Genomic DNA, 15,337 nt, shown 5'->3' with positions numbered 1-15,337 from the left:
GGCGCACTGGCCCCGCGCGCCGTCGCGGTGCTACCGTCGCCGTCGCCCGTGAGCCTGCCCGGAATTCTGCTGTTCATGTTCGCTGCGTCGGCGGTGGTCATCACCGCGCTGTACGCCGCGTACCGCTCGCGCATGTTGGCGCCGTGCCGCATCAAGGAAGACCCGACCCGTCGCGTGCGGGGCTTCGGGCTGTGGGCCCGCGTGGTCGGCAACGCGACGCTGTCGGCGATCTTCGTCGTGGGGCTGTCGCTGCTGCTCGAGCGCGTGTTCATGCACGGGGGCAGCGACCCGTGGTGGCGCGTGCTGTGGCAGGCGGTCGCGATCCTGCTGGTCTACGACTTCCTCTACTACTTCATGCACCGCTACGCGTTCCACCAGTGGGCGTGGCTCAAGAAGGTCCACACGGTGCATCACCTGGTGCGGCACCCGACTGCGCCGGACTCGCTGTACCTGCATCCGATCGAGAACCTGATGGGGCTCTCGCTGCTGTTCTCGTGCATCGCGTTGTTCGGGCCGGTCTCGCTGGTGACCTTCGGCATCGTCATCACCGTGCACTCGCTGGTGAACGTGGTCGTGCACTGCGGCCTCGACGTGCCGGTGTTCGGCATGCGCGTCATCGGCTACCTCGCGCGCAAGCACGACCTGCACCACACCAGCATGCGCGGGGGCAACTACGCCTCGATCACGCCGTTCTGGGACAAGCTGTTCGGCACCGCGGAGTGATCACGGCGCTCGCGGCGGCGTCTTGGCGCGCGGTGCCCGAGGGCGTGCGGGTGCCGAGGGGGCGACCGGCTTGCTGCGCGTGCGGCCCTTGGGATCGACGCGATCGAGCCGCGACTCCAGCCGCCGCATGGCCTCGTCGAGGCGCTCGAGCTGCTGCTGCACGGCCGCGGGATCCTGCAGCGCCCAGCCGGCGCCGGGCGGCGCGACGACGTTCCAGCCCGGCCCCTCGAGTGCCTCGTCGGTGAGCTCGGCGCGCAGCTGCACGCGCTTCTTGCTGCGCAGCACGACCACCTCGACGATGTCACCCGCGGCGTGATCGGCCAGCGCTTGCGCGACCTCGGCGGCATCGGTGATCGGCTGCGCATCGACCTGCACGATGACGTCGCCGACGCGTACGCCGGCCTTGGCCGCGGGTGCGTCGGTCTCGATGCGCTGCACGAGGATGCCGCTGTCCTCCGGGGCGCCGAAGAAGGCCCGCAGCTCGGGGGTCATGCTGGTCACCGACACGCCGAGGCGGCCGCGTCCGAACGAGAACGAGAACGCGTGCAGGCCCGCGGGCGGTGACGGCGGCATCGGAGGTGTCGGCGCAGCGACGGCGGCCGGTGGCTGCGGTGGTGTGGGCGGCGTGGCGGCCACGCGGGGCCGTGCGTGGGCGAGCGGGGTCACGAGACACATCGCGACCAGTCCGAGCAAGGGCGAGCGGATCGACATCAGGCACTCTCCAATCGAATGGTGGGTGGGTTCAGGTCGGCGCCGACGGTGGCGCAGGCGCCTCGGGGGCGTCGGCACACGCGGGTGGTTCCGGCGCAGCGACCTCGAGCCACGTCGGTGCATCCGGGGCATCGATCTCGATCCAGGTCGGCGGCTCCGGGGCATCGATCTCGAAGTCGGGCCCTTGCATCTCGATCCACGCCGGCGCCTCTGGGGCTTCGAGCTCGAACCATGCCGGTGCTTCGGCAGCATCGACCTCGATCCACGCGGGTGGTGCGGGTGGTGCGGGTGGTGCGGGTGGTGCGGGTGGTGCCGGCGGAGCGCCGGGTCCATGGGGGGCCGCAGGAGCAGGAGGTGGCGCGGGCGCGTCGCGGTGGCGCCGCGCTTGGTGGCGCGCGGCTTCGGCATGGGCCCGCGCCCGCGCGATGTCTTCGAATGCACGCCGCCGCTGGGACGCCGCCCGTGCGCGTGCGTGCGCGGCCTGTGCGTGCGCGGCCTCGATGCGTTCGCTTCGCTCGGCCCGCGCGGCGCGGGCGTCGAGGCCGGCGAGCTCGGCATCGGCTCGCCGCATGGCTTCGATCGCCTCGGCGTCGACGCGCATCCGTAGGCCACCTTCATCGAGCACGATCACGAGCGACTCGCCGTTGCCGGGGGCTGTGCCGAGGGCGCGCGCGAGCTCATCGAGCTCCACGTCGCGATGCTCGTGACGGGCTTGCGCGATGGCGCGACGCAGCCGACGTCGCGTGCTGCGTCGTTGCTTTGCCGTGCTCGGCGTGCCCTGTGCTTCGGCCTCGCCGTGCGACGCGAGCGCGCGCACCACGACCGGCTCCGGTGCCGCGTCGGGCACGTGTGCTCGCACGAACACCAGCGGCGGTGGCTCGCCGAACGACGGCGCGGGTGCGGGCGCAGGATCGCGGGCCGACGACACCGTCGGTGCGAGCACCACCAACGCAGCCCCTGCCGCCGACATCGCCGCGAGCGATCGCAAGTGCACGCGCGGTGCCGCGACGGCCGCGGGCTCGAGCAACCGCACGACCCGGCGACCGAGGATCGATTGCGGCTCCGGCAGCGTCGCGGCCAGGCCGATGCGCACCGCGGGGGTCCAGGTCGCGATCTCGGTCAGGCACCGCGCGAGCTCGATCGGTGCCTGCGTGCGCGCGGCCGCCCAGCGATCGCACAGGTACTCGGCGCTGTGCTCGATGCCCGCCCGTGCGACCCGCAGCAGCGGCTGCACGAACAGCATCCGCTCGAGCAGCGCGAGCACCAAGCGCCACGCGGGATCGCGGCGACGGACATGCGCGAGCTCGTGGGCGAGCACGGTGCGCTGCGCGTCGCGGGAGAGCTGCAAGACCCGGGGCGGCACCACGATGTGCGCCGTGAACACGCCGGTGGCGATGGGCACCGCGATCCGTGGGCACAGCGACAGCCGCACCGGCGTCTCGCCCCGCTGCAGCTCGGCCAGCAGCTGCATCATGCCGGGTGGCGCCGGCACGCACGTGCAGAGCGCTCGCCGAAGACGCCACCACGCACGGGCGAGGCCGAGCAGGCCGGCGGTGGCGATCACCAGCCACGCGGCGGCGAGCCAGGCCCAGGCGCTGGTGACCGGCGAATGCGGCTCGACGGCCGGGCGCGCGGGCTCGGCCGGGCGCAGCTGGCCGACCACGGTGGCGCGGACGGGAGTCGTCGACGCGTCGTCGCGATCACGCGGTGCGTGCGGCAGCGCCGAGGGCTGCACCCGCGCGGTGATGCCGATCGCCTCGTCGCGATCGTCGTCGCGTCGCGGTGGCGTCGGTGCGGTGGTTCGCACGACGCCCTCGGGGGTCGCGATGTCGGCGGAGCGTGCCGGCGCGAGCGTACCGCTGGGGCGCACCACCGGCGGCGTCGCATCGGTGGTGAGCTCGGCGGCCTCCGGCGCAGCCGCGACCGAGAGCCGTCCACCGGCGGGGTCGACCCCGAGCGCGGTCTGGACGCTCGCGCTCACGAGCGCGCCGACGATCGCGGTCTTCCACACGACGTCGACGATCTCCGGGCGCGCCTGGAAGCGGCGGTGCACGAGGTACGCGATCGCGAGCAGCACCGTGCTGTGGATGACGAAGGTCGCCAGCCATGCCACGACCGCGAGCGCCGGCGCCTGCCAGCTGGTGAACGCCTGAAGCATCATCGTCGCTTCTCCTTGCTCGCCGCGGCGGCTTGCGCGGCGGCATCGATGCGTTGCTTGAGCTCGAGCAGCTCGTCGCGATCGACCTGGTGGGCCTCGAGCAGGTGGGAGACCAGCGCCGCGGTGCTGCCATCGAACAGCCGCTCGGCGAGGTCGCTCACCATCGAGCGGCGCACCCCCTGCTCGGTGACACATGGCCGGTACACGAAGCGGCGGCCGTCGGTGCGGTGCTCGACCACGCCCTTGGCCTCCATCTTCTTGAGCATCGTGGCGATGGTCGTGAGTGCGAGGCCGTGGCTGGCCTCGAGCGCCTGCTGCACGTCCTGCACGGTCGACTCGCCGTGCGCCCAGAGCACGCGCATGATGGCGAGTTGCAGCTTCCCGAGGTGTTCCTGGCCCATGTGCGCCCCTGCGTCGGAGGTGAGTACTACCGAGTTAGTACTACCGTGGTAGTCGAGTGTCAAGCCGCGGGCAGACCGAGAACGACGTGGGCGACCGGTGGTGCATGGCCGCGCGGCCACTCACCATCGGAGCAGCTGTCCCTGCGGGCCAGCTTGCGTGATGTCCAGCGAGCAGGCAGCTTGAACGCTCTTCGTTCGGATGACGCGGGCGATCGCGACGTTCTGGTCCCACGAGGCCGATTGGGAGCTGTTCGAGCCCGATGGCGGCGTGCCGGGTGCGTGGCACGTCCGTCGCGAGTATCGCGACCTGCTCGAGCGCCTGTGCGCCGCGCAGCGGGGCAACCGCGTGACCCTACGGCGGCTCGCGCAACAGCGTCGCTTCGGCCTCGCGCCCGACGACAGCGATCGCCAGATCGTGGCAGCCCTCGCGGCCCTGCTGACGCGGGGGCTGCTGCGGCTCGACGAGCACCCGCGGCGGCTCGCGGGCGCGTGGCCGCAGCGGCCGACCGTCTTCGACGAGCCCAGCGTGCCGCTGCGAACGCTGGTGGTGGATCCGCAGCAACCCTACGAAACCGGCTGGGTCGCCTTCATCCTCGTCGATGAGGGCGGGTTGCCCCTGCGTGCCCACCACGACTGTGTGATCGACGTCGAGCGCCGCGAAGGTCGCTATGGCGGCGCGGTGGTCGACTACCGGCCGATTCGTCGCAACGCGCGGGTATCGTTGACGATGGACGACGTGTGCTGGCCGAGCGACGACGCGTCCGCGCAGGCAGGCGCGGGCGCGGGCGCCGACACGATGGACGGCGAAGGTGTCGTGGCGCCCGTGCCACCGCCGGGGCTGGAGGGGGGCGACACCGCCGAGCCCGTGCGGCCCAGTGACCTGCCGGATCCTTCGATCGACACGCCGAGCATCGTCGTGTTCGATACCGGTGGTCTGTGCTTCGCGTCCGACCGCGAGACCTTCGTGCCCACGCGAATCGATGGCCCGAGCGCCGACGTGAACTATCACCATCTCACCGGCATCGACGCGATTCGTGAGGTGGTGGAGCACGCGCGGGCGCACCCCGGGCAGCGTGCGTGCGTGGTGGGTCACGCCGACAGCGTGGGCACGGCCGCGAGCAACGTCGGCCTCTCGCAACGCCGTGCGCAGACGGTACATCTCTTCCTCGCCGGCGAGCGCGCTGCCTGGTCGGCGCTCGCAGTCGAGCACCAGTGCGTCGCCGACTGGCAGGCGTTCCTGCAGTGGGCGCACGTCGTGATGGGCATGAACTGTGACCCCGGCGAGATCGACAACGATCTCGGCGAGCAGACCCAGGCCGCGATGCACCGGTTTCGCGCGAGCTACAATGCACGGCACGGCGGGCACCTCGCCATCGAGGGCCCATTCGTCGCCGACGACTGGTGTGCCGCGTTCGACTGCTACCGCAAGAACCTGGCGGAGCAGCTGGGCGAATCGTGGGCGTCCATCGGCGCGGTGCTGGACACGTTGCGCTTCGGCGAACCACCGATCCTCGCGTGCGGTGAGGCCTACCCGGCCGAGTTCCCTGGCGTGGATCGGCGGGCATCGGCCCGCAATCGTCGCGTCGATGTGATCTTCTACGACGCCGCCGCCCTGCCCGCGCTCGGGGGCGCGCCGACGCCCGCGGCGATCTACGGCGACGATGTCTGCCGCCGCTCGTACGGCACCATCGTGTGCTCGCGATTCGCGATGGTGCGGCTGTGCCTGCAAGACGAAGGTGGGGCGCCGCAGGCCGGGCTCGCCTGCCGTCTCGCGCTTGGTGCGGCGAGCCACGAGGCGACCTCTGGCGCGGACGGCTACGTCGAATTCCGCGTTCCCGCCGAGGCCCGCGACGCGACGTTGTGGGTGCAAGCTCCGAACGGGCGCGGCCAGGAGCGGCAGCTCGTCCTCGGCGGACTGCGCCCGGTGCACGACGAGGTCGGCGTGGAGGCACGACTGCGCAACCTCGGCTTCGACACCGGGCCTGCGCTGGGGCAGCCCGATGCGGTCGCGGCGGCGCTGGCCGGGTTCCAGCGGCGCTGCGCAATCGAGTCCACGGGATCGGCCGATGACGACACGCGCGCTCGACTCGCACGCGAGCACGGGTGCTGAGGAGAACGACGCCGATGACCACGCTCACTGCTTTGGGAGGCCTCAACCTGCTCCGCAGTGACGGCGTCCACTTCGACGTCGAGGTCAGCGTGCTCGCGGGTGCCCTCGCACCGCTGGTGATCGGTGAGTCCGAGACCGGCGCCGCCTCGCTGCAGCCGGGCGCGCGCTTCGCGATCACCATCGCCAAGGCCTACGCCGGCGGCGACTACGGCTTGGACAACGTCACGATTCGCGTGTTCGTCGACGACGAGCGCGTGCACGAGGAGCACCACGACCGCGGGCCACTGACGCAGCTGGGCACGCACGAGTGGACGTGGGATGGCTTCACCGACCAAGGGAAGTACTCCACGTGGGATCTGGTCGGCACGCGAATCCAGGTGATGGTCGTCGCCCGTCACTATCCGTTGGCGACGGGCGACATCGGCTACGTCGACGTGCGCGCGAACCGAGGACGCTGGCGGAGGTGGCTATGGGTCGAGATCGACAAGGCCAAGAAGCAGGCCGATGTCTGGATCCGGTTCGGCCTCCAGTTCATGGACGACCATGCGCGACGTGGGAAGAGTCGCTACGCGAGCCTGTTCGTCGGCGGCGTGGAGAAGTACTGGTCACGGAACCACGCCGACGGGCCGGAGATCGACGGGGAGCGCTACGCCGTGCGCGTGCACGCGGAGGCGCTGACCCAGGCCGACGAGAACACGCTGGACTTCGAGATCTACTGGACGAATGATCCGGAGTACGTGCGCTCGCATAACACGGGGATCATCGACGGGCACGTGTTCTACAACGCGGGAGCCTTTGCGACTCAACCAGATGCTGATGCGCGGTTCGAGTACACGTCGGCGCACGAGTTTGGGCACACTGTGCTGCAGCTCGCCGGCAGCACGCACTTTTCGTGGACGCACAAGGGGAGTACGACGCTGAGGCAAGCGACCCACGCTCAGACGCCTCACTACCCCCCGGCCCCCATCGAGATCGAGATGATGCTGTATTTTCTCAAGCCTGACCCCCCTGCGAGCGACTTCTATGCTCGCGTGCATGCGTCGAATGCGGACGTCATGCGCCTCGTCTCCATCGGCGATCTGGAATTGACATGAAAACAACCGTCCAGTCCCGCCGATGGATGCTGGTAGGAAGCGCTGTACTCCTCGCGGCATGGCTGCCCATTCCGATCGAATTCTACGTGACGAATGCTTCCGGCGCGCCCGTACATGCGCGCATCTCGGGAACAGACGTCTGGATCGAAGCAGTGCCTGGGGCACACGTCGATCTGGGCGGCTACGGGTATGAGGGACTCTGCAGTCCGCCAGACCGCTATCTTCCGCCGGAGTTCAGTGGGCTCGAGATCAAGCTTGCCGATGGGCAGGTGGTCGAAGTCTCGAGAGCGACGTTCGCGGAGCGGGCGGTCCACGATCGGGGCTGGACCTACCGCTTCGAGGGCCGATGACGGCTGCGCGAGGGGAACTGCAAATGATGTCCGCTGCGCGCGGCGCCCGGCCTGCTCCGCCTACTCTGCGACCTGGAAACACCTGATGAACCGACAGCTCAAGCGTCGCGTGTTCTTGCTCGGAAGCCTCGGTGCCCTCGCGGCGTGGGAGGCTTATCCAGTCGGCATTCGTCTCGAGAACGCGTCGGGCGCGGTGGTGTCCGGTCGTCGGAAGGGGGATCCAGATTGGCGTGACGTCGAGCCCGGCGCCACGGGAATCATTGGTACGTGCCGGTATCACGGTCTGTGCAATCCCCCGGCACGCTGGCTATCGGAGGACTTCGACGGCATCGAGATCCGGTGCTCGGACGGCACGGTGATCGAGGTCTCCCGCGCGGCATTCGAAGTCGATGCCGTGGCTCGGGGCCACAATTGGTATTACCGTTTCGAACGTACATGAGAGCTCGCGACGTCAGAGCACCGGTCCCAGTCCCGCCGGTGGATGCTGCTGGGAAGCGCTGCACTGGATGGGCAGGTGGTCGAAGTCTCGAGAGCGACGTTCGCGGAGCGGGCGGTCCACGATCGGGGCTGGACCTACCGCTTCGAGGGCCGATGACGGCTGCGCGAGGGGCGACTCCGCACCGACCGCGTGCCGCGCTTCGGTGTCACGCGGAGCTCACGGTGCCGTTCGACCGCGAGGGGCGAGGCACGCGCCTCGGGCGCTGGCGCACGACCCCGCCGATCGGGCGGGAGGGCCCGGAGTTCGTGCGTCGTCATCGAGTCGTGACCAAGTAACCCCACGACAACGGGGGGCGATTTGCTAAGAGGTCCGCGGCACGCATGCGCTACCTCTTCACGATCCTTGGTTTGGCGGCGGTCATCGGCGGGCTGGTCTTCGTCAAGTACGAGCAGATCGCCTCGCTGATCGCGATGGGCGACGCGATGGCCGTGTCCGGGCCGCCGCCGGAGGCGGTGAGCACCGCGGTCGCCGGCGATCAGCGCTGGGAGGCGAGCATCCCGGCGGTCGGCACGGTCGCGTCGAGCAAGGGCGTGGCGATCAGCACCGAGGTCGCCGGCGTCGTGTCGGCGATCCAGTTCACGTCGGGTGCGACGGTCGAGAAGGGCGCGATCCTGCTGCAGCTCGACGCGCGCGTCGAGAAGGCGCAGCTGTCGTCGGCACAGGTGAGGCGCAACCTGGCGCTGACCACCGCGAAGCGCGCGCGGGCGCTCGCGGGGTCGGGCGCCGAGTCGCAGGCGCAGATCGACGCCGACGAGAGCGCGGCCGAGTCGGCCACCGCCGAGGTCGAGGTGCTCCGCGCCCAGATCGCGCGAAAGACCATCCGCGCGCCGTTCTCCGGCCGCCTCGGCATTCGTGAGGTCGACATCGGCCAGTATCTCAACCCCGGCACCGTGGTCACCACGCTCGAGTCGGTCGAGGGCGTCTATGTCGATTTCGATCTGCCGCAGCAGACCGAGGTCGCGCTCGACATGAAGGTCCGCGTCACGATCACCGGGCGGCCCGATTTCATCGGCACCGGCGAGATCGTGGCGATCGATCCCACGGTCGATGCCACCACGCGCACCACCAAGGTCCGCGCGACGATCAGCAACGCCGACGACGACTTCCACCCGGGCATGTTCGTCAACGTCGCGCTGCTGCAGAACGAGCAGGTCGATGTCGTCGCCGTGCCCGCCACCGCAATCGTCTACGCGACGTATGGCGACTCGGTGTTCATCGTCGAGCCGGTGCCTCCGCCGGCCGAAGGCGAGGATCCGTCGCCGGCGGCGAGCGCCACGGGCCCCGACGGCCAGACCGTGATGATCGCTCGGCAGCAGTTCGTGCGGCTCGGTGAGCGCCGCGGCGACTACGTGGCGATCCTCGAGGGCGTCACCGCGGGCCAAGAGGTCGTCACCGAGGGTGCGTTCAAGCTACGCAACAATGCGGCGATCTACATCGACAACGCCAAGGCGTTGACGGCGTCGCTCGAGCCGCGGCCGGAGAACCGCTGAGGTCGCCATGGGCTTCACCGACATCTTCATCCGGCGGCCGGTGCTGGCGATCGTCGTCAACCTCGTGATCATCATCGCGGGGCTGCAGGCGATCCGCTCGCTCAACGTCCGGCAGTACCCCAAGCTCGAGAGCGCCACCGTGGTGGTGCGCACCGCGTATGTGGGCGCCGACGCCGAGCTCGTGCGCGGCTTCATCACATCGCCACTCGAACGTTCGATCGCGGCGGCCGACGGCATCGATTTCATCGAGTCGCAGAGCGTGCAGGGCCTGTCGACGATCAACGTTCGGCTCGAGCTCAACCACAATGCCTCGGATGCGCTCGCCGACATCAGCGCGCGCGTGAACCAGGTGCGCGCCGATCTCCCGCCCGAGGCCGAGGTGCCGTCGATCGCGATCGAGCCGTCCGACGGCCGCATCGCCGCGATGTACCTGACGTTCGGCTCGACGATCCTCGAGCAGAACCAGGTCACCGACTACCTGCTGCGCGTGGTGCAGCCGCGGCTCACGGCGCTCGGTGGCGTGCAGCGGGCCGAGATCGAGGGCGGTCGCACGTTCGCGCTGCGGGCGTGGCTGCAGCCCGATCGCATGGCGGCGCTCGGCGTGAGCCCGGCGATGGTTCGCTCGGCGCTGGCGACCAACAACTACCTCGCGGCGGTGGGCCAGACCAAGGGCGCGCTCGTGCAGGTCAACCTCACCGCGGCCACCGACGTCGCCACGGTCGACGAGTTCAAGCGCATCATCGTGCGCCGCTCGGGCGACGCGGTGGTGCGGCTCGAGGACATCGCGGACGTCGCGATGGGCGCAGACAACTACGAGACCGACGTGCGCTTCTCGGGTGAGACGGCGGCGTTCATGGGCGTCTACGTGCTGCCCAACGCCAATTCGCTCGACGTGATCGCAGCGGTGCGCGACGAGATGGCGCAGATCCAGGCCGAGTTGCCCACGGGCATGGAGGCGTCGATCGCCTTCGACTCGACCAAGTACATCCAATCCGCGATCGACGAGGTCGTCACCACGCTCACCGAGACGGTGCTCATCGTCGTGGTGGTGATCTTCCTGTTCCTCGGGTCGTTCCGCACCGTGCTCGTGCCGCTGGTGGCGATCCCCGTGTCGCTGGTCGGCGCGGTGTTCCTCATGATGGTGCTGGGCTTCACGCTCAACCTGCTCACGCTGCTCGCGATCGTGCTGGCGGTGGGTCTGGTGGTCGACGACGCGATCGTCGTGGTCGAGAACGTCGAACGCAACATCCGCGAGGGCAAGACGCCGCGCGAGGCCGCGTTCGTGGGTGCACGCGAGCTGGTGGGTCCGGTCATCTCGATGACGATCACGCTGGCGGCGGTGTACGCCCCGATCGGCTTCCAGGGCGGTCTGACCGGGGCGCTCTTCCGCGAGTTCGCGTTCACGCTCGCGGGCGCCGTGGTCATCTCGGGGGTCGTCGCGCTGACGTTGTCGCCGATGATGGCGGCGAACCTGCTGAAGGCGGAGCACTCGCAGGGGTGGCTCGCGCGCACGATCGATCGCACCTTCGAGGCGGTGCGGCGCACGTATTCGCGGATGCTCGCGGGCACGCTGCGTTCGCGGGGCCTGGTCTACTCGGTGTGGATCACGCTCTCGCTGCTCACCGTGCCGATGTACATGTTCTCGCCCGGCGAGCTCGCGCCCAACGAGGATCAAGGCGTGATCTTCGGTGCGCTCGACGTGCCGGCCAACGCCACGCTCGAGCAGGTCACGCACTACACCGGCCAGGTCGGCGAGATCTTCGAGAACACACCCGAGTACGATCACAGCTTCCAGATCTCGTTTGCGAGCGGTGGCTTCGGCGGGCTCATCATCAAGCCGTGGGAGGAGCGCGATCGCTCGATCTTCCCGATCCAGCACGAGGTCAACGAGAAGCTCGCGGGGCTCACGGGCATCCGCGCGCCGGTGTTCCTGCCGTCGGCGTTGCCGAGCTCGGGCTTCTTCCCGGTCGAGTTCGTGATCGCGTCCACCGCGAGCCACGAAGAGCTGCTGCGATTTGCCGAGCAGCTGGTGCAGGAGGCGGCGAACAGCGGGCAGTTCGCGTTCCCGCCGATCACCGACGTGCGCATCGACCAGGCCAACGCTCGCATCGCGATCGACCGCGAGAAGGTCGCGACGATGGGCCTCAGCATGCAGCAGGTCGGTGCCGACATCGCGGCGATGATGGGCGGCAACTTCGTCAACCGCTTCGATCTCGCGGGCCGCGCGTACAAGGTGATCCCGCAGGTCGAGCGGATGTCGCGGCTCACGCCCGAGCAGCTCACGCAGATCCACATCACGGGTCCGAATGGCACGTTGATGCCGCTGTCGGCGGTCGCGTCGCTCGAGGACGGCGTCGAGCCACGCACGCTCGCGCGGTTCCAGCAGCTCAACGCGATCAAGCTGTCCGGCATCGCGACGCAGTCCCTCGACGGTGCGCTGAGGACCCTCGAGGACGCGGCGACGCGCATCCTGCCGCCGGGCTATCGCATCGACTACACCGGCGAGTCGCGCCAGCTCCGGCAAGAGGGCGGCAAGTTCCTGCCGGCGATGGGCCTCGCGGTGTTGCTCATCTTCTTGGTGCTCGCGGCGCAGTTCAACTCGTTCCGCGATCCGTTCGTGATCTTGGCGGGCTCGGTGCCGCTGGCGATGTTCGGCGCGCTGTGCTTCACGTTCCTCAAGTTCGCGGGCCCGCCGGGCATGGACTTCCCGCTGACCGACGGCTGGACCACGACGCTCAACATCTACTCGCAGGTCGGGCTGGTCACGCTGGTCGGCCTCGTGGCGAAGAACGGCATCCTCATCGTCGAGTTCGCCAATGCGCAGCAGGAGCAGGGCCTCAGCAAGCTCGAGGCGATCAAGGTCGCCGCGTCGACCCGGCTGCGCCCGGTGTTGATGACGACCGTGGCGACGGTGGTCGGCCACTTCCCGCTGACGTTGGTCACGGGTGCCGGCGCCGTCGCCCGCAACTCGATCGGCCTGGTGCTCGTCGGCGGCATGACGATCGGGACCTTGTTCACGCTGTTCGTGGTGCCGTCGGTGTATGTGCTGATCGCGAAGGACCACCGGCACAAGGCGGCGAAGACGGACGACGTGCCGATCGTGCCCGCGCAGGGGTGATCGCGGACGTGCGGTTCGTTCGCGACGAAAGGCGCTGCACCGTGTGTGGCGCGCGGAACTTCGCGACCGAACGGCTGTCCCCCATCGGCCTTGCCCACCTCGACCGCTGCCCGCATTGCGTTCGTACTGGCTGTCACCAGTGGGGTGCCGTCGTGCACCAGCAGCGCGCCGTTGGTCGACGACGCGCTGCTCGACGCCCGGCAATCGATCGACGAGCACACCGAGGAGGGGCGCGCCCCGCTGCCGCCGATCCTGCCCGTGCTGGCCGAGAGCACGGAGGCCTGGGTCTGGGTCGAGAACGAGGAGCTGCGCGCGCAGTGCTACGGCGGCTGCGGCGTGCCCGATGCAGTCGGCGGCGTCCCGCCGTTCGCAGTCGCGTGCGTCGATGCCTCGCGCCTCGAAGCCCGCCGCGACGGAGATCACGGCTGGCGGGCAACACTCGCGGTGAACGACGCCGTCGAGCCGAGGATCTTCGAGTGCGGGTCCTCGGTGTTCGTGGCCTACGGTGCGATCGGGGACTCCGAGTACGGGGTGTGGCAGCTCGATGGGCGGCGCGGCGAGACCTTGGCCACGCGCACGCGCGCGCTCGCGGGCACGCTCGAAGCGCCGCCGCAGATCAGCTGCGCGGCCGGCACGGGCCTTCTGGTCTATAGCAAGCAGCGTGTCGCCGGTCGCAGTGTGCTCGCGGTCGACGCGTTCGATGCCGACGCGCGCGTGCACGCGACCCGAGTGCTGCCCGGCGAGCTGGCCGCGCTCGAGCCCGAGCCCGAGGTGTTCGGCGTGAGCCCGCAGTCTCACGTCATCAACGGGCACAACAGCTACCGCTTCGTCACGCGCGGGGCCGCGAAGGGCAATCGCGGCGCGCGTGCGGCCGATCGCTGGCCGCTCGAGGCGAGCCACGCCGGGCGCGTGCGGTGGACCGCGCCGGTGGGACCGCGGCAGGCCCCGCGTCTGGGCGGCAATCGTCCGCTGTATGGCGCCGAGATCGACTGGTACGCCACTGGAACCATGCCCGACGCGCACGTGTTCGAAATCGGCGCCAGCGTCATCGTTGCGCTCGATCGCGAGCTCATCGCGCTCGACCGCGACAGCGGCGCGCTGCAGTGGCGCATCCACACCGCTGGCCTGGTCGCGCTATCGCGGGGGCATGACGGCGAGCGTCCCTGGGACAGTGGCTTGGGCCTGATCGGCTGCGGCGGTTGTGCGCGTGCGCAGATCCGCGTCGCCGCCAAGGGCGACCTGGTGGCCTTCGACGTGCGCTCGGCGCTCGAGCACTACGTCGAGGTCGTCGACCCGAGCGTCGGCGCGGTGCTGGTGCGCCGGGTCCGACAGTAGGCAGCGGTCGACTCGGCCATTCCGCCGCCGCTGCGGGCTCGCCTGCCTCATCGAACGTAATCGACGAGGTCACGACATCGGCGTGTGCCACGGGATCGCGCACCACACGGTGCGCTGTCGCAGGGCGATGCGCTCCTCGGTGCGCTTGCGGATCTCCGCCAGCTTCGCCGCATCGTCACCCTCACCGGCACGGTACGAGAGGTGGCCCTCGAGGTAGCCGTGCCCGTACGCGAGCCAATCGGGGTAGTGCTGCTGCAACACCGCCGCGTGAGGGATCGCGAGTGACCACGAGGTCGCCTCGTCGAGCACGCCCGCGCCGTAGCCCGCACGCGCCAGGAAGCACAGGCGGTACTGGTTGTAGCCAGGATGCGCGTTGGCGGTGAAGTCGGCGGCTGTCCAGCGCAGGATGTCGTCGGCGCTGCGGACCCCGTACCACTCGCGGATCGCGGTGTTCGCGTGCGCGGGCAGATACGCGGGATCGAGCTCGTAGGAGATCGACACGACGCCCCACACGAAGGTCTTCCGGGGATCCTGCATGTCGACCGCCATGCGCCTGCGCGCCTCGCGGGTCTCGGCATCCTCACCACTGAACAATCGCGATAGCCAACCCATGCACGAACCTCCGCGCGCATCGTAGCAGGCGGCCCGCGAGGCCATCGTCGCGGCGAGGGCACTCGCCGTGCGTCGCCCTGCGTTGCAGGCTGCAAGCGCCGACCCGGGGATGGACCACCGGGCTGGACCGCGTGGCCGCGCTCGGTCGAGGCTGTCGGTGGTCACGACGCGCGATCGTCACACCACGCGCCGGTCGAGGGGTGGTTGGAGGCGTTGGTGCAGCGCGAGCTCGTGCGAGAGTGGCACGGGATCAACTGGGCGGCCGGTGGCGAACGACGCGGTGGCCTGGCGCCGTGGAGCAGCCGAGCGATCTCTTGGGCGTCGGTGATCGCGGCGACGATGCGCAGCGCTCCACCGCATCGTCGGCAGACGGTGGGTGATCCAGGACGAGCCGATCAAGGAGTACTTCAGTGCCGACGAGTACAGCTTCCTCCGCAACGCCGACGGCGCGGGCGAGTTCGTGTTCTCGCTGGTGAGCAAGTTCCAGGCGCAGGTATGGAGCGGCCCCGAGCGCGAGCGCATGACGCTCGAGCTGCAGTGGAACGCCGACGGCGCGGGTGTGGGCAAGGACACGATCACGTCGATCGACGGCGAGGGCGATCTGGCCTACGGCGACCTCGTGCTCGAGGAGTGCTTCGATACCGAGGGCTATGTGATCTGGCGGGCGCTGAACGAGGTGTACGCGAAGGCGATCCCTGGGTATGGGCGGTCGGGGACCGCAGCGAGTGCATGGCGT

At 69.8% G+C, this 15,337-nt stretch carries 12 protein-coding genes; 8 read left to right on the top strand and 4 right to left on the bottom strand.

Going from position 1 to position 15,337, the window contains the following annotated elements; all coding sequences use genetic code 11:
• Nucleotides 1–48: 48 nt before the first annotated feature.
• Nucleotides 49–723, top strand: a complete 675-nt coding sequence (locus tag IPH07_30300; GenBank protein MBK6921727.1) for a sterol desaturase family protein — start codon at nucleotides 49–51, stop codon at nucleotides 721–723.
• On the opposite strand, the gene IPH07_30295 is transcribed toward IPH07_30300, so the two are convergent.
• Genes IPH07_30295 through IPH07_30285 form a run of 3 tightly spaced genes read right to left on the bottom strand, consistent with a single transcriptional unit; the run spans nucleotide 724 to nucleotide 3,993 of the window.
• Nucleotides 724–1,434 carry a PDZ domain-containing protein gene (locus tag IPH07_30295; protein MBK6921726.1) on the bottom strand — a complete coding sequence of 237 codons (711 nt, stop codon included), beginning with the start codon at nucleotides 1,432–1,434 and terminating at the stop codon, nucleotides 724–726.
• Nucleotides 1,435–1,465: 31 nt separating this feature from the next.
• Nucleotides 1,466–3,595 (bottom strand): M56 family metallopeptidase, encoded by a 2,130-nt coding sequence (locus IPH07_30290; protein ID MBK6921725.1) that lies wholly within the window; start codon nucleotides 3,593–3,595, stop codon nucleotides 1,466–1,468.
• Nucleotides 3,592–3,993 (bottom strand): BlaI/MecI/CopY family transcriptional regulator, encoded by a 402-nt coding sequence (locus IPH07_30285; protein MBK6921724.1) that lies wholly within the window; start codon nucleotides 3,991–3,993, stop codon nucleotides 3,592–3,594. Before IPH07_30285 ends, IPH07_30290 begins: the two co-directional genes overlap by 4 nt.
• 199 nt (nucleotides 3,994–4,192) lie before the next feature.
• Here IPH07_30285 and IPH07_30280 point away from each other — a divergent pair, with 199 nt between their 5' ends.
• From IPH07_30280 to IPH07_30250, 7 genes are all read left to right on the top strand, one after another.
• Nucleotides 4,193–6,103: an OmpA family protein gene (locus IPH07_30280; GenBank protein ID MBK6921723.1), complete on the top strand. Its 1,911-nt coding sequence runs from the start codon at nucleotides 4,193–4,195 to the stop codon at nucleotides 6,101–6,103.
• Nucleotides 6,104–6,117: 14 nt separating this feature from the next.
• On the top strand, nucleotides 6,118–7,197 hold the full coding sequence (locus IPH07_30275; protein MBK6921722.1) for a hypothetical protein: 1,080 nt from the start codon (nucleotides 6,118–6,120) through the stop codon (nucleotides 7,195–7,197).
• Complete coding sequence (locus IPH07_30270; protein MBK6921721.1) at nucleotides 7,194–7,547, top strand: hypothetical protein; 354 nt, start codon at nucleotides 7,194–7,196, stop codon at nucleotides 7,545–7,547. Before IPH07_30275 ends, IPH07_30270 begins: the two co-directional genes overlap by 4 nt.
• Before the next feature lie 85 nt (nucleotides 7,548–7,632).
• Nucleotides 7,633–7,986 carry a hypothetical protein gene (locus IPH07_30265; protein MBK6921720.1) on the top strand — a complete coding sequence of 118 codons (354 nt, stop codon included), beginning with the start codon at nucleotides 7,633–7,635 and terminating at the stop codon, nucleotides 7,984–7,986.
• 380 nt (nucleotides 7,987–8,366) lie between these two features.
• Entirely contained in the window at nucleotides 8,367–9,536 is a 1,170-nt protein-coding gene (locus tag IPH07_30260) for an efflux RND transporter periplasmic adaptor subunit (GenBank protein MBK6921719.1), read from the top strand.
• Between the two features lie 7 nt (nucleotides 9,537–9,543).
• Complete coding sequence (locus IPH07_30255) at nucleotides 9,544–12,654, top strand: efflux RND transporter permease subunit (GenBank protein ID MBK6921718.1); 3,111 nt, start codon at nucleotides 9,544–9,546, stop codon at nucleotides 12,652–12,654.
• 90 nt (nucleotides 12,655–12,744) lie between these two features.
• Nucleotides 12,745–13,989 (top strand): hypothetical protein, encoded by a 1,245-nt coding sequence (locus IPH07_30250; protein ID MBK6921717.1) that lies wholly within the window; start codon nucleotides 12,745–12,747, stop codon nucleotides 13,987–13,989.
• Nucleotides 13,990–14,058: 69 nt separating this feature from the next.
• Here IPH07_30250 and IPH07_30245 read toward each other — a convergent pair whose 3' ends face one another.
• Complete coding sequence (locus IPH07_30245) at nucleotides 14,059–14,601, bottom strand: DUF1266 domain-containing protein (protein ID MBK6921716.1); 543 nt, start codon at nucleotides 14,599–14,601, stop codon at nucleotides 14,059–14,061.
• Nucleotides 14,602–15,337: the final 736 nt, after the last annotated feature.

It is taken from the genome of Deltaproteobacteria bacterium, assembly GCA_016709225.1.
GTDB classification, from domain to species: domain Bacteria; phylum Myxococcota_A; class Polyangia; order Nannocystales; family Nannocystaceae; genus Xiheibacterium; species Xiheibacterium phototrophicum.
Note: the sequence above shows the minus strand (reverse complement) of the source record. Positions and strands in the feature narration are given on the sequence as shown.

What these genes read in the sequence shown, in the direction of transcription:
- IPH07_30275 (MBK6921722.1), top strand. Translation starts at nt 6,118, where the DNA reads ATGACCACGCTCACTGCTTTGGGAGGCCTCAACCTGCTCCGCAGTGAC.
- IPH07_30255 (MBK6921718.1), top strand. Translation starts at nt 9,544, where the DNA reads ATGGGCTTCACCGACATCTTCATCCGGCGGCCGGTGCTGGCGATCGTC.
- IPH07_30295 (MBK6921726.1), bottom strand. Translation starts at nt 1,434, where the DNA reads ATGTCGATCCGCTCGCCCTTGCTCGGACTGGTCGCGATGTGTCTCGTG.
- IPH07_30265 (MBK6921720.1), top strand. Translation starts at nt 7,633, where the DNA reads ATGAACCGACAGCTCAAGCGTCGCGTGTTCTTGCTCGGAAGCCTCGGT.
- IPH07_30270 (MBK6921721.1), top strand. Translation starts at nt 7,194, where the DNA reads ATGAAAACAACCGTCCAGTCCCGCCGATGGATGCTGGTAGGAAGCGCT.
- IPH07_30290 (MBK6921725.1), bottom strand. Translation starts at nt 3,595, where the DNA reads ATGATGCTTCAGGCGTTCACCAGCTGGCAGGCGCCGGCGCTCGCGGTC.
- IPH07_30285 (MBK6921724.1), bottom strand. Translation starts at nt 3,993, where the DNA reads ATGGGCCAGGAACACCTCGGGAAGCTGCAACTCGCCATCATGCGCGTG.
- IPH07_30280 (MBK6921723.1), top strand. Translation starts at nt 4,193, where the DNA reads ATGACGCGGGCGATCGCGACGTTCTGGTCCCACGAGGCCGATTGGGAG.
- IPH07_30245 (MBK6921716.1), bottom strand. Translation starts at nt 14,601, where the DNA reads ATGGGTTGGCTATCGCGATTGTTCAGTGGTGAGGATGCCGAGACCCGC.
- IPH07_30260 (MBK6921719.1), top strand. Translation starts at nt 8,367, where the DNA reads ATGCGCTACCTCTTCACGATCCTTGGTTTGGCGGCGGTCATCGGCGGG.